Genomic DNA, 13779 nt, shown 5'->3' with positions numbered 1-13779 from the left:
CGCGCGCTTAACGCGCCAACAATTCCTTGGTGGAGGCGATCAAGCCATCGGCGATCTTCTCCGGATTGACGCTGAATGTGCCCGCGGCAATGGCCGACTTGATCGCGGCCACCTTACCGGCATCAAAGCCAGAGTCGCCGCTGACCTTGCTTTCCACCGCGCTCAGACGGCTGGCCAAAGGATTAATCGTCACGCTGTCGGATCCACTGGCGGCAGGGTTGGCGTTGGCGGCCGCATCTCGCGGCGCGGCCTTGTTCTGGGTGCTGTAGCTTGCTGACAGCTTACCCGAGTTATCTACTTTCATGGCATGGCCTTCCCAAAGGGAACCTGGATTACCTCTATTATCGGACGGAAAAACAATATCTTGAAGACTTTCTCCTAATTATCCGTCCCCGCGCGCCGCGGCCGCCACATCGGCTTGCCGGCGAGCCGTCTCAATATATCACCATCACGCTGCCGTCCGCCTGCACTTGCCCGCGTATCACCCGGCCGGAAGCCATGCGCACCGACACTTGCTCGCCTTCGGCGGCATTGCCTATCGCCAGCCCGTCGGCCGCCGCGGCGAAACCTTCCCCCGACGCCACCACCTTCACCCGCTGGTTGCTGTTCACCAGATAGGGCGCACGCACCATGAAGCTGCGCAACCAGGCGCCGGCCGGCGCACCGGAGCGCATGGTCTTGCCTATGGCTTGCTGCAGGTCGTCCAACACATTCCGCGCTAGGCTGGGATTGGCCACGTCGACTAAGCGCACGTCGGCGGCGCTCAGCACCTCGCCGGCCGCCACGGCCCGGCTCAGGGCCACGCCCATTTTCTTTTCATTGATCCGCACGGGAATCCGCAGCGCCCAACCCAGCTCCGGGCACGACACCGCGACGAAGGTGGCGCCGATGGTCACGCCTGGCGTCGCCCAATCCGCCTTGGGCTGCGCGCAGGCCGGCACCGCCAGCTTACGGTCCAACTGCCCCAAGGTCCAAGTGGCGGGACGCATCGACAATTCGTGCTTGAGGAAGTCTCCGGCCAAAGCCTCCAAGCGTCCCAGGTCCTGCATGCCCGCGGCCGATGCCGCCACGGCCCAGACGCAGCACATCATCCAAAGTAGTAAACGTCGCATACCCACATTCTAGCGCAAGCAAGGCCAGGGCTGCAGCCTGCGCCCTCCTATTGACAATGCCATGGAGAAATTAAAATAATCGTTCGAATAGAGCTTAGACTCTTAAACCTAAATCAAATAAAACCAAAAATTTATCCGGAAGGGGACATTCCAAATGCGCAAGCGCCTGAACACGCTGGCCGTGGCCACTCTGCTGGCCCTGCCCGCCGCCGCCAACGCCTATAGTCATTTTTATTTCTTCGGCGACAGTCTGACCGACACCGGCGCTTTCGGCGGGCTGGGCGGCCTGCCGTCAACCGCCCGCTGGACTCTGGGCTACGGAACGGGTTGGGCCGAAGTCTTGGCCAATCACTACGGCCAAAGCGTATCGCCCAACAACGGCCTAAACACCCACATTGCCAATACCGCAGGCAATAATTATGCTCAGGGCGACGCTCGCGCGCAGCCCGCCAGCCCGCCCAACACCAATCCAGAGACGCCCAGCCAGAGCCCTGCCGCCGACGCGATCCCGGTCACCGACTTGCCGGGCCAGATCAACGCTTATCTGGGCCAGAAAGGCCAAAAGGCCGACCCCAACGCCGCCTACGCCATCTGGATCGGCGGCAACGACGTCATCGCCGCCGGCAGCCAGAGCAACCCAACCGCCTATCTAGGCGCCTCCGCAGGCTACACCGCGCAGGCGGTGGCAGCGCTCAAGGCTGCCGGGGCAAACACCATCATCCTGCCCAATCTGCCCGACATCTCCGCGGCGCCGCTATCCGTACTCGCCGCCATTCAGACAGCGCTGCCCGGCGCTGGCAATGCCGGCAAGGTCCTTACCGCCTGGGGCGCCGCCTGGGAGGTGCTGAGCGCCGGCCAGACCAGCAATTCGCCGGCCCTCATCAACCAGGCGCTAAGCAAGGCTGAAACCACCGCCGGCCTGAGCGAAGGCACGCTGACCAGCGCTTACGCCGCGGTACAACCCAACCTTCAAAAAGGCGCTAGCGGTTACAACCAGCTGGTGGATATGGCGCTTAGCGCAGGCAATCTGCAGCATGGCGTCGTCAGAGCCAATATATCGGGCCTGTTTTCTGAGCTTCTGGCCAATCCGCGAGCCTATGGTTTCAGCAATACCTCCGGCGCGGCTTGCTCGCAGTCCGCCCTATACTGCCTGGCCTCCGTTATTCCGGGGCAAAACTATCTGTTCACCGATGCCTTGCATCCCACACCGGCAGCCTATCAATTGATAGGCGACTACATCTACGGCCTGTTGCAAGCGCCCTATTTCGCTGGGGCGCTGCCGGAATCCGCGCTGAACAACGCCCGCCAACTGGGCGGAACGCTGGACAGCCGCTATCAGGCCATCCGCGCGCAGAAACGCGAGGTTGGCGCGGTCAGCGCCTTCGTCAGCGGCGCCTTCAACGACGACAAGATCGGCTATGACAGCCTGTCCGCCAAGCCGCAAGGCCGTCTGTACACCGTGGGCCTGGACTTCCAGGCCAGCCCAGCGCTTAGCCTGGGGCTGGCGATGTCGCGCCAGAACGGCAAAACCGACATCAACGGCATTGCCACGCCAGGCAGCGTAGATGACCGCAGCACCTTGATGAGCGCGTTGTTCAGCTACAAGCAGGAACGGTTCTGGCTGGACGGCGACGCCCACATCGGCGCCGGCGATATCGACACCCGCCGCCAAGTATCGCTGGGCGCCGCCCAAATCGCGCTGAACGGCACGGCTCGCCAGAGTCAATACGGCTTGCGCGTCGGCGGCGGTTACCTTATCCCGCTGGGCGCTTACCGCACCGGCCCCATCGCTGGCCTGGACTACGCCCACGTCAAGGTGAACGGCTTCACAGAGCAAGGCGGCAACAGCAGCAGCATGGCCTTCAACGCGCAAAACGGCACCTCACTGGTGGCGCGCGTCGGCTGGCAGTTGGAAGCCGACATCGGCCGTTTCAGCCCTTACGCCAAACTCAGCTACGCGCACGAGTTCAAGCGCGACGACCGCATAGTCACCGCCGGCCTGGCCACCACGCTGGGCGATTACAGCGTCAAGTTGGGCAAGCCCAAGGCGGATTGGCTGGAATGGACCGCCGGCCTCAGCGCCCAGTTGAGCAAGAGCGTGTCGATGTTCGGCCAGCTCAGCGCCGCCAGCGGTCGCAGCGGCAGCAGCCAGACCGCCGGCAATGTCGGCGTGGCGCTGACGTTCTAAGAGCCTGTTCAAAGTCTCGCGAGCAAGGGCGAGACAAGGCGAAAACGAGCGAAAAAGCGGAATGTACGAGTGGTACATGAGCATTTTGAGCTCGTTTTCAACGCCGTATCGCTGAAGCGCAGCAGACTTTGAACAGGTTCTAAGAGCCTGTTCAAAGTCTCGCAAGCTAGAGCAAGACTTTGAATAAGCCCTAACGCCGCGGCAGACGCAAAAAAACGGCCCCCATGGGGCCGTTTTCGCGTCCGAAGCGCTTCAGCTCAAACTGCGTTCGATGAAGGCTTTGACCTCCTCGGCGTCCGCCGGAAACACCGACACTTTCTGCGGCAGATCCTCCAGGCCGTCGAAACCGTCCGGCCGCGGCGGATCGCGGTCCAGCGCTTCGCGGATGGTGGCGGCGAACTTGGCGGGCAAAGCGGTTTCCAGGCAAACCACGGTTTCGCCGGGGCGGCGCAACTCGCGCGCCACCTTGATCCCGTCGGCGGTATGGGTATCCACCACCACGCCGTCTTCGCGGTCCAGCTGGCGGATAGTGGCCAGGCGGTCGGCATGGCTGCTCTTGCCGGAAACGAAGCCGAAGACCTCTGCGGCGGCGGTGGTCTGTTCCTCGGACAAGGTGAAGCCGATTCCGGCGTCCACCTGGCGCCACAGCGCTTTCAGCGCTTCCGGGTCCCGTCCCAGCAGATCGAACACGAAGCGCTCGAAGTTGGAGGCCTTGGAAATATCCATCGACGGACTGGAGGTAACGTAGGTGTTGGCCGTGCCGCGCGGGCGGTAGGCGCCGGTGCGAAAGAACTCGTCCAGCACGTCGTTCTCGTTGGTGGCCACCAGCAGCCGTTCGACCGGCAAGCCCATCTGACGCGCGATATGGCCGGCACAGACATTGCCGAAGTTGCCGGACGGCACGCAGAAGCTGACCTTTTCCTCATTACTCGTCGTGGCGTTGAAATAGCCCTTGAAGTAATACACCACCTGGGCCACCACTCGCGCCCAGTTGATCGAATTGACGGTGCCTATCTTGTGACGCGCTTTGAAGGCATGGTCGTTCTGCACCGCCTTCACGATGTCCTGGCAGTCGTCGAACATGCCCTGGATCGCAATATTGTGGATATTGGCGTCGTGCAGGCTATACATTTGCGCGCGCTGGAACGGGCTCATCAGTCCGTCCGGGCTCAACATGAATACTTGGATGCCGGCCTTGCCCCGCATCGCGTACTCGGCGGCGCTGCCGGTGTCGCCCGAGGTGGCGCCCAGGATGTTCAGACGCTCGCCCTTCCTGGCCAGCACGTATTCGAACAGATTGCCCAGCAACTGCATCGCCATGTCCTTGAAGGCCAGCGTCGGGCCGTTGGACAGTTCCAGGATGGCCAGGCCGTCGTGCAGCCGCTTGAGCGGCGTGATCGCCTCGCTGCCGAAGGCCGCGCGGGTATAGGTACGCTCGACAATGGATTTGAGATCGTCTTCCGGGATATCGGTGGCGAACAGACGGATGACTTCAAAGGCCAATTCGGCATAGGACAGGCCGCGCCAGGCGTCCAGCCGCTCGCGATCAATCCGCGGATAGCTCTCCGGCAACACCAGGCCGCCGTCGGGCGCCAGGCCCATCAGCAGGATGTCGCTGAACGATTGCGGGGCCATGCCCCCGCGGGTGCTGATATAACGCATCAGGGAGTTTCCAGATATTGGGCGCAGGCGGCGGAGGCGTCCTTCATCCGCTGTTTACCGCGCGGGTCGTCTTTCTTGATCTGGCCGGTCAGCACGCCCATCACCTCTTCCGAGGAAAAGCGGCCGGCCAGATGCTGGCTGGCGCACTGGCAATATTTTTGCACTTGTTCTGACGAGTGCTGGCCAACGCCATCCGAGGCCGGAGTGCGTTTGACGCAGCCACGCATCAAAAAGCCCTGCAACAGGCTGTGCTGGCCGGGGGACAAGGGCGTCGCCCCGGCGCTTGCCAGGATCAGACCGGCGCCGAGGCCGGTCAGCCAGCGTTTAATCATTCAGTTCTTCCATGCGCAGGCGCACCACTTTGCCGGTGATGCTTTCCAGCGCCTCGATGCCGGAGATGGCGCGGTCAATCGCCTGTTCCTGCACGCGATGGGTCAGGATCACCACTTCGGCGGTGCCGTCGGACACCGAACCTTTCTGGATGACCGCCTCTATCGAGATGCCGTTCTCCGCCAGCAGACGGGTGATGTTGGCCAGCACCCCGGCGCGGTCAGCGGCGCCGATGCGCAGATAGTAGGAGCTGACCACGTCGGAAATCGGCAGGATGGGCAGGTCCTGCAACTGGTCCGGCTGGAAGGCCAGATGCGGCACGCGGTGCTCCGGGTCCGCCGTCAGCAAGCGAGTCACGTCGACGATGTCGGCCACCACCGCGGAGGCGGTGGGCAGCGCGCCGGCGCCGGCGCCGTAGTACAAGGTGGGCCCCACCGCGTCGCCCTTGGCCAGCACGGCGTTCATCACGCCGTTGACGTTGGCGATCAACTGGCGCGCAGGAATCAGCGTCGGGTGCACGCGCAATTCCACGCCGGCGGGGGTGCGGCGGGTCAGGCCCAACAGCTTGACGCGGTAGCCCAGTTCCTCGGCGTATTTGATGTCGCGCCCTTCCAGCTTGCTGATGCCTTCCAGATAACAGCGGTCGAACTGCATCGGAATGCCGAAGGCCAGTGCCGCCATGATGGTGAGCTTGTGGCCGGCGTCATGGCCTTCAATGTCGAAGGTGGGGTCGGCTTCCGCGTAGCCCAGCTGCTGCGCCTCGGCCAGCACTTCGGCGAAGCTCGCCCCCTTCTCGCGCATCTCGGTCAGGATAAAGTTGGAAGTGCCGTTGATGATGCCGGCAATCCACTCGATGCGGTTGGCGGACAAGCCTTCGCGCAACGCCTTGATGATGGGAATGCCACCGGCCACCGCGGCCTCGAAGGCCACCATCACGCCCTGTTCCTGCGCGCGGGCGAAAATCTCGGTGCCGTGCAGCGCCAGCAGCTTCTTGTTGGCGGTGACCACGTGCTTGCCGTTGGCGATGGCCTTGAGCACCAGCTCCTTGGCCACGGTGTCGCCGCCGATCAATTCCACCACGATGTCGACGTCGGGGTTGTTCACCACCTGCATCGCGTCGGCCACCACGTCCACGTCCGGACCCAGCAAGGATTGCGCGCGGGCCTGGTTGCGGTTGGCCGCTTGCAGCAGGCGGATCTGACGGCCAGCGCGGCGGCTGATTTCCTCGGCGTTGCGTTTGAGAACGGTGGCGGTACCGCCACCTACAGTCCCCACGCCCAATAGGCCGATATTGATCGGTTTCATTATCTGCTCCCTGTCTCTAGTATTTTGTCCCTGCCCGCGACGGCCAGCCCTGATCAAGAGCCGTGCCGCCAAGCCATTGCCGGCGCAGCGGGCGCGTGTCCCAAGTTTTCCTTGTCAGCGGACCGTATCCGCTGACAAGGAAAGCCTGATGGCAAGACGGGAGCCGCAGCCCCCGTCCCTCCGCTCAAGCCTCAAGCAACCGCGGTTTCAGGCTTCGCCGCCGTGGCGCTTGCGATAGTTTTCCAGGAAACGCGCAATGCGGCCGATGGCCTCGACCAAATCGTCCGAGTTGGGAAGGAATACCACGCGGAAGTGATCGGGCGCAATCCAGTTAAACCCTGAGCCCTGAACCAGCAACACCTTCTCCTCTTGCAACAGCTCCAGGATGAACTGCTGATCGTCGCCTATCGGGTAGACCTTGGGGTCCAGCTTGGGGAACAGGTAGAGCGCGCCCTGCGGCTTGACGCAACTGACGCCGGGGATGTCGGTCAGCAGCTTGTGCGCCAGATCGCGCTGGCGCGCGAGGCGGCCGCCCGGCGCCACCAGGTCGTCTATGCTCTGGTAGCCGCCCAGCGCCGTCTGGATTGCGAACTGCGCCGGCACGTTGGCGCACAAACGCATCGAGGCCAACATGTTCAGGCCCTCGATATAGTCCTTCGCGTGTTTCTTTTCCCCGGACAGAATCATCCAGCCCGCGCGGTAGCCGCAAGCGCGGTAGTTTTTGGACAGACCATTGAAAGTGACCACGAACAGGTCCGGCGCCAGGGACGCGATGGAGGTGTGCTTGACCTCGTCGTACAGCACCTTGTCGTAGATTTCATCGGCGTAGATGATCAGCTGATGCTGACGAGCCACCTCTACGATCTGCTTGAGCAGCGCCGGCGGGTAAACCGCGCCGGTGGGATTGTTGGGATTGATTACCACGATGGCGCGGGTGGAGGGCGTGATCTTGGCGCGGATGTCGTCGATGCTGGGGAACCAGCCCTGCTCTTCGTCACACAGATAATGCACCGCCTTGCCGCCTGCCAGGCTGACGCCTGCGGTCCAGAGCGGGTAGTCCGGCGCCGGCACCAGCACTTCGTCGCCGTTGTCCAGCAGCGCCTGCATCGCCATAACAATCAGTTCGGACACGCCGTTGCCGACGATGATGTCGTCCATGCCCACATTAGGCAGCTGTTTTTGCTGGGCGTAATGCATGATCGCCTTGCGCGCGGCGAACAGGCCCTTGGAGTCGGAATAGCCGGAGGCGGACGGCAGGTTGACGATCACGTCCTCGATGATTTCGTCCGGCGCGAAGAAACCGAACGGCGCGGGGTTGCCGATGTTCAGCTTGATGATGCGATGCCCTTCGTCTTCCATCTTCTTGGCGTGCTCAAGCACCGGACCGCGGATGTCGTAACAGACGTTGGCGAGTTTTTGCGATTTATGGACTGGCTGCATGACGACAATGTTTTCCGTGGCTTGCCGCCCGCCGGAGACGGCGGTCTTGCCCTGGCGGCGCGGTTTGTGTTCTTTCATCTGATCTCTTTGGATGTCCCCGCTGAAGCGATGACCACGTTGACGTTGTGGCGGCAATCAGCGGCGGGGTCGAGTTATAATCCTATCCCAATCTCTGATGCACTGCAGCAGGTTCTTCGCCCCCGAAAAGGGTCGTCCGCCGCAGCGCTCGCAATCGGGAATCCACTCACATGAAAATGCAGCAATCGCTTGGACAGGGCCGCAACTTGTTCACCGGCTATGGCGAAGGCCATGTTCTGATCAACGCCCAGCGTCACGAAGGCAATCTGATCGTGACCGCGGACAGCGTGGCGCCTTGGCCGGTAACCGCTTTCGAGGATTTGCAAGAAAGCCATTTCAGCGCGCTGCTGGCGCTGCAGCCGGAAGTGGTGCTGTTCGGCACCGGCAAAAGCCTGCGCTTTTGCCACCCGCGCCTGTCCGCCGCGCTGGCCAACGCCGGCATTGGCGTGGAAACCATGGACACCCAGGCCGCCTGCCGCACCTTCAACATCCTGCTGGCGGAAGACCGCCGCGTCGTCGCCGCGCTGCTGGCGATCTGACTCAACCGGCGACCGGCCGCTCCGCCTGCGGACACATCCACACCAGCCAGGCCGCCAATATGGCCGGCGTCGCGGCCAGCATGAACAGGCTGGCCAGGCTCCAGTCCTGACGCAGCAACTCGCCGCCCAGCCATGGCCCCAACACCGACCCCACCCTGCCGACGCCCAGGCTCCAGCCCACGCCGGTGGCGCGCAAGGAGGTGGGATAGGCGTTGGCCGCCAGGGCGTTGATCGCCGGCTGGCCGCCCACCACGCAAAAACCGGCGGCGAACAACAGGCCAAACAAGCCGGCCTGCTGCGCGCCCAATTGCCCCAGCATGGCAACGGCCGCCGCCGCCAGCGCGAAGCTTGGCAGCATCACCCGCAAAAAACCCAGCCGGTCTATCCAGATCCCCAACAGCAAAGTGCCGGCCACGCCGCCCAGTTGCAGCGCGGCGCCGGCGAGAATGGCGCTTTGCGTGTCCAACCCGGCGTCCCGCGCCAGGGCCGGCATCCAGTTGGACAGGAAATAGAGCAGAAGCAGATTCAAAAAGCTGAGCGTCCACAGGGTCAGCGTCAGCCGTGCGCGGCCGGCCCGGAACAAATGCGGCAACGACGCGGCGGCGGCGGGCTCCCGCAGCGTCAGGCAAGACGCCGTCGTCCCGCTCATCGCCGGGTCCAGACGCCGCAACCAGAGCAGCGCCTGTTCGCGCCGTTGCCGCGACAACAGAAACTGCAACGACTCCGGCAACTGCCGCCACATCCACAGCGCCAACAGCAGCGGCGCGGCCCCGCCAACCGCAAACACCGCGCGCCAACCGTGGGCAGGAACCAGCCAAGCCGCCAGCAAGCCGCCCAATAGCGCGCCGACGGTGAAGCCGCAGGAAATCAGCATCATCATGCTGACCCTGCGCCGGAGCGGGCTGTACTCCCCGGCCAGCGCCATCGCGTTCGGCATGATGCCGCCCAGCCCCAGGCCGGTAAGGAAGCGCAGCCACAGCAGGTGCTCCAGTGTGGCGGCGAAGGCGGTGGCCAGCATGCCCAGGCCGAACCACAAAGTGCACAACAGCAGCAAGGCACGGCGGCCGAAGCGGTCCGCCAGCGGACTGAACAGTAAAGCGCCCAGTAGCAAACCAAGCAAGCCGGCGCTGAACACCGGCCCCAAGGACGGTTTGGCCAAGCCCCAATCCGCCAGCAGCGCCGGCGCGACATAGGCCATGGCCTGAACATCGAATCCATCCAGAATCATCAGCAAGCCGCAAAGCAGCAGCAGCCGACGCTGAAACCCGCCCAGCGGCCGCTGATCCAGCCAGGTGTCGATCTCCAAACTTGAAGCTTGCGCCATCTCCGCGCTCCATTATGCCAACGGCAAACAAGATGTCCGCAAAGCGCCGCCCGGTCAAGCCGCGCCAAAAAAAAGCCCATCTTGAGGATGGGCTTGTCGTCGGTCTGAAGCGGGTCAGTGCAGCTTCAAAGACGGCCTCGCGGCGCGGCGCAACTTGTCTCCGACATAGAGCAGGCCCGCCAGCACCCAGCCGTGCACAGCCGCTTGGTGCATGCGGTACAGAGAGCTGTAGATCAGCTTGGCGCCGCGGCCCTCCACATAGTAGTCGCGCTTGGGGCCGACCACCGCCGCCAAGCTGCCCACCGCGCTGTGCTTGCCCAGCGACACCAGCATACCCTGTGGTTTGAAGACGAAGGGCTTGCCCTGGCGGCCGGCCACGCGCCGGCTCAGTTCATCCGCCAGCCAGCGCGCCTGCTGGTGCGCCACCTGGGCGGTGGCCGGCAGATTGCGGCCGCTGTCGCCGTCCGGCGCTTCGGCGCAATCGCCCAGCGCATAGACGCAGGCGGCCCCCTGGCAGCGCAGCCACTTGTCCACCTGCAATTGGTTGATGCGGTTGGTCTGCAAGCCCCCCAAACCGGCCAGCCAACCCGGCGCCTTGACCCCGGCGGCCCAAACCGTGATGTCGGCCGCCACCTTGTCGCCGCCCTGCAGTTCCACGCCGTCGGCGTGCACGGCCGCCACCCGGCTGCCGGTCAGCACCTTGATGTTGCGCGCGGCCAATTGCTCCTGAGCATAAGCGGACAAAGACGGCGGCGCGGCGGCCAGGATGCGGTCCGCGCCTTCGATCACGCTGATTTCCACGCGCTCCGGCTGCAGGCGCGCGCCGTAATGATGCAGCTCACACAAGGTGTGGTTCAGTTCCGCCGCCAGTTCCACTCCCGTGGCGCCGCCGCCGACGATGGCGATCCCCAGCTTGGCCAGCGGTTGCAGGCCGCTGCTGCAGCGGAAGGCCAGTTCCAGCACCCGGTGGCGCAGCTTCTCCGCATCGTCCGGGGTGTTCAGGAACATCGCGTGCTCGCCAACGCCGGGCGTGCCGAAGTCGTTCGCCTCCGCGCCCACCGCCAGCACTAGCCAGTCGTAGGACACTTCCCGCGGCGGGCTCAGTTGCGCTCCGCCGGCATCGCGCACTTCGGCAAGCTGGATGCTGCGCCGTTCAGTGTCCAGCGACTGCATATAGCCGAACTCGAACTCGTAGCCGTTGCGATAGCCATGGGCAAAGTAATTGACCTCGTCCTCGCCAGTGTTGAGCGCGCCGGTGGCCACCTCGTGCAACAGCGGCTTCCAGATGTGGGTGGGCGAGCCGTCGACCAACACGACGCGGGCCTTGTGCTGCGCGCCCAGGGTGCGCCCCAGCCGAGTGGCGAGCTCCAGGCCGCCGGCGCCGCCGCCAACGACGACAATGCTGGGCAATGCGGAATTGCGACTTAACATGACAGATCCTTACAAGGTAGAAATCACTAAACAAACGTTCTGGCGGCAACACGCTTGTTTAGGGAGTTCTTGCTTCAGATCAAGGAAGAAGTATGCACAGGCTGGCAAGACAAGCCAAGATTACACAGCAGAAAAAACCGAAGGCATGACGGAGGGGACAGCGGCGAAGCCCGCCGCCCAATACGAAACCGGCCCGGTTTTCGCCATGGAAACCGGGCCGGGTAAGTGTTGCGGAAAATGAAGGCGTCCGCGGGGGCGGCTCTGTACCACGCGTACATTCCACTTTCTCAGCCGTTTCGCCTTGTATCGCCCTAGCTCGCGAGACTTTGAACAGGCTCTAAGCAAGCCCAGCACACAATCCGTATTCTCGGCCAACCACAAGGCTAATTCATCCGCGGCTTCGCAGCCGGAACACAGCCGGCAGGGTCAAGACGCGGCGCGCAGCTTGGCCCGGCGAAGCTTTCAACGAGTACTCAAAAAGACGCCTTGGCGACAAATTCCATTTCCTCGCGCGTGATCGGGTGACGCAAAGTCAGCCGCTCCGCGTGCAGCAGCAAACGCTCGGCTTTCGCCAACACCGCCTCCGGCGCGTAGATGTCGTCGCCCAGAATGGGATGGCCCAGATGCAGCATATGCATGCGCAGCTGATGAGCGCGGCCGGTCAAGGGTTCTAGCTCCACTCGGCTGGTCTGGCGCAAGCCATCGCGCAACACCACCCGGTAATGAGTGACGGCCTGCTTGCCGTTCTCGAAATCCACCTTCTGACGCGGGCGGTTCGGCCAGTCAATGATCAGCGGCAGGTCCACGGTGCCGCTGTTCTGTTCGACGATGCCGTCCACCACCGCCACATAGCGCTTGTCCACCTTGCGATCCATGAAGGCGATGGATAACTCGCGCTGCATGTTGGCGCCGCGTCCCATCAGCACCAGGCCCGATGTCGCCATATCGAGCCTATGCACGGTCAGCGCGTCCGGATAAAGCCGCTGAGCGCGGCTGATCAAGCAGTCCGCCTTGTCCTCGCCGCGGCCCGGCACCGACAGCAAGCCGGAAGGCTTGTTCAACACCAGGATCGCCTCGTCGGCGTAGATCACGTCTAGGCCTGTGTCCGGCGGCGGATTGTAATGTTCCAGATTATGGCGAATGGTCATGGGGCAATGGAAAGGAAAGCGGAAAAAGGCGGCGATTATCTGCGCTAAACGCTGCTGCGACAAGCTGTTGCCATGATTTTTCGCCAGCGCTGTCTCTTGAAATACACAGCCGGCGGCAGCATTCTCAACATCATCGCCTCCGGCGGCCGCAAGCGCCGCCGGTCTTCCCAGCATAGCCTGAAAAGGAACCGCCGCATGGCAGAACGCTTTTACATCGACCCCTATCAAACTCGGCTGGAAACCCGCGTGGCGCGGCACGACGACGCCGGTCTGGTCCTGGAGGACACGCTTTGCTACCCGCTTGGCGGCGGCCAGCCGGGCGATACCGCCACGCTAAGCTGGGACGGCGGCGGCTGTGCGATAAGCGATACCCGACGAGACCGCGAAACACGCGCCATCGTCCACTTGGTGCCCCCCGATGCGCCGCGGCTCGCCGCCGGCACGGCGGTCACCCTGGAACTCGACTGGGCGCGCCGCCATCGCCACATGCGCATTCACACCTGTCTGCACTTATTGTCCGTGGTGATCAAGGCGGGCGTCACCGGCGGCAATCTGAGCGCGGAATCCGGCCGCCTGGATTTCGACCTGCCCGAGGGCATGGAGTTGGACCGCGAGCACATCGAAAACGAGTTGAACCGGCTAGTGGCGGAAGACCGCGCGGTGCGCATCGAAATGAGCAGCGGCGAGGCGCTGCAGCGGCAACCGGAGTTGATAAAGACCATGTCGGTGACGCCGCCGCTGCACCTGCCTGAAATCCGCTTGATCAATATCGACGGCATCGATCTACAGCCCTGCGGCGGCACTCATGTGCGCAGCACAGGCGAGATTGGCCCGGTCGTGGTGAAAAAGATTGAAAGCAAAGGCGCGCGCAACAAGCGGGTGGTGGTGGCGCTGCGCGACTAAGAACCTGTTTACGATCTTTTTGTGAGCGATAATGGGCTGGTGAAGAGAAAATCCTACCCAAGCGACATTAGTCGAGAAAAGTTTGCCCAGATAGAGCCGCTACTACGTGGCGTACGGCGTAACACCAAACCGGTACAGCTGGATCTGTATGAAGTGTTCTGCGCAGTGCTCTATGTTCTACGCACAGGTTGTCAGTGGCGCTATCTACCGCCTGACTTTCCCAAGTGGCAGAACGTCTATGCGTATTGGCGCAAATGGACCGAACCTGACTTGCACGGCGTAAGCGTGTTGGAGCTGGCATTAAAAAAATCAGGTTGGC

The 13779-nt window shown here is 63.2% G+C and carries 14 protein-coding genes; 5 read left to right on the top strand and 9 right to left on the bottom strand.

Going from position 1 to position 13779, the window contains the following annotated elements; translation table 11 throughout:
- Positions 1–7: 7 nt before the first annotated feature.
- Complete coding sequence (flgM, locus tag BR71_RS16525) at positions 8–304, bottom strand: flagellar biosynthesis anti-sigma factor FlgM (RefSeq protein ID WP_043640027.1); 297 nt, start codon at positions 302–304, stop codon at positions 8–10.
- 130 nt (positions 305–434) lie between these two features.
- Complete coding sequence (flgA, locus tag BR71_RS16520; RefSeq protein ID WP_043640025.1) at positions 435–1112, bottom strand: flagellar basal body P-ring formation chaperone FlgA; 678 nt, start codon at positions 1110–1112, stop codon at positions 435–437.
- Positions 1113–1266: 154 nt separating this feature from the next.
- Between flgA and BR71_RS16515 the strand changes: the two genes are divergently transcribed.
- A complete protein-coding gene (locus BR71_RS16515) occupies positions 1267–3300 on the top strand; it encodes an autotransporter outer membrane beta-barrel domain-containing protein (protein WP_043640023.1) in 2034 nt (677 codons plus the stop codon).
- A gap of 252 nt (positions 3301–3552) precedes the next feature.
- On the opposite strand, the gene thrC is transcribed toward BR71_RS16515, so the two are convergent.
- From thrC to BR71_RS16495, 4 genes are all read right to left on the bottom strand, one after another.
- The gene (thrC, locus tag BR71_RS16510) at positions 3553–4962 is read right to left on the bottom strand and encodes a threonine synthase (RefSeq protein ID WP_043640021.1); all 1410 of its coding nucleotides are present in this window, start codon (positions 4960–4962) and stop codon (positions 3553–3555) included.
- On the bottom strand, positions 4962–5294 hold the full coding sequence (locus BR71_RS16505) for a hypothetical protein (RefSeq protein WP_019100614.1): 333 nt from the start codon (positions 5292–5294) through the stop codon (positions 4962–4964). Before BR71_RS16505 ends, thrC begins: the two co-directional genes overlap by 1 nt.
- Positions 5287–6597 (bottom strand): homoserine dehydrogenase, encoded by a 1311-nt coding sequence (locus BR71_RS16500; protein ID WP_019100613.1) that lies wholly within the window; start codon positions 6595–6597, stop codon positions 5287–5289. The genes BR71_RS16505 and BR71_RS16500 overlap by 8 nt, the downstream gene beginning before the upstream one ends.
- Positions 6598–6804: 207 nt before the next feature.
- Entirely contained in the window at positions 6805–8037 is a 1233-nt protein-coding gene (locus BR71_RS16495) for a pyridoxal phosphate-dependent aminotransferase (protein WP_039753972.1), read from the bottom strand.
- Positions 8038–8285: 248 nt separating this feature from the next.
- Here BR71_RS16495 and BR71_RS16490 point away from each other — a divergent pair, with 248 nt between their 5' ends.
- Positions 8286–8654: an Mth938-like domain-containing protein gene (locus BR71_RS16490; RefSeq protein ID WP_039753953.1), complete on the top strand. Its 369-nt coding sequence runs from the start codon at positions 8286–8288 to the stop codon at positions 8652–8654.
- Position 8655: 1 nt separating this feature from the next.
- Here BR71_RS16490 and BR71_RS16485 read toward each other — a convergent pair whose 3' ends face one another.
- On the bottom strand, positions 8656–9978 hold the full coding sequence (locus BR71_RS16485) for an MFS transporter (RefSeq protein ID WP_043640019.1): 1323 nt from the start codon (positions 9976–9978) through the stop codon (positions 8656–8658).
- Positions 9979–10092: 114 nt separating this feature from the next.
- Complete coding sequence (locus BR71_RS16480; RefSeq protein WP_019100609.1) at positions 10093–11409, bottom strand: NAD(P)/FAD-dependent oxidoreductase; 1317 nt, start codon at positions 11407–11409, stop codon at positions 10093–10095.
- On the opposite strand from BR71_RS16480, the gene BR71_RS24260 reads away from it, so the two are divergent.
- Positions 11408–11650 carry a hypothetical protein gene (locus BR71_RS24260; protein ID WP_156039015.1) on the top strand — a complete coding sequence of 81 codons (243 nt, stop codon included), beginning with the start codon at positions 11408–11410 and terminating at the stop codon, positions 11648–11650. The genes BR71_RS16480 and BR71_RS24260 overlap by 2 nt on opposite strands.
- 232 nt (positions 11651–11882) lie before the next feature.
- Here the strand turns inward: BR71_RS24260 and BR71_RS16475 are convergent, their stop codons facing one another.
- The gene (locus tag BR71_RS16475) at positions 11883–12557 is read right to left on the bottom strand and encodes a pseudouridine synthase (protein ID WP_043640096.1); all 675 of its coding nucleotides are present in this window, start codon (positions 12555–12557) and stop codon (positions 11883–11885) included.
- Between the two features lie 195 nt (positions 12558–12752).
- Here BR71_RS16475 and BR71_RS16470 point away from each other — a divergent pair, with 195 nt between their 5' ends.
- Positions 12753–13460, top strand: coding sequence for an alanyl-tRNA editing protein (locus tag BR71_RS16470; RefSeq protein ID WP_043640094.1), 708 nt, complete (start codon positions 12753–12755; stop codon positions 13458–13460).
- 36 nt (positions 13461–13496) lie between these two features.
- A partial coding sequence (locus BR71_RS24255) for a transposase (protein WP_244269656.1) occupies positions 13497–13779 on the top strand: 283 nt, incomplete at its 3' end.

Origin of the sequence: Chromobacterium haemolyticum DSM 19808 (genome assembly GCF_000711885.1) — a bacterium.
GTDB lineage: Bacteria > Pseudomonadota > Gammaproteobacteria > Burkholderiales > Chromobacteriaceae > Chromobacterium > Chromobacterium haemolyticum.
The sequence above is the reverse complement of the archived record's forward strand: the minus strand, read 5'-3'. Positions and strand labels throughout refer to the sequence as shown.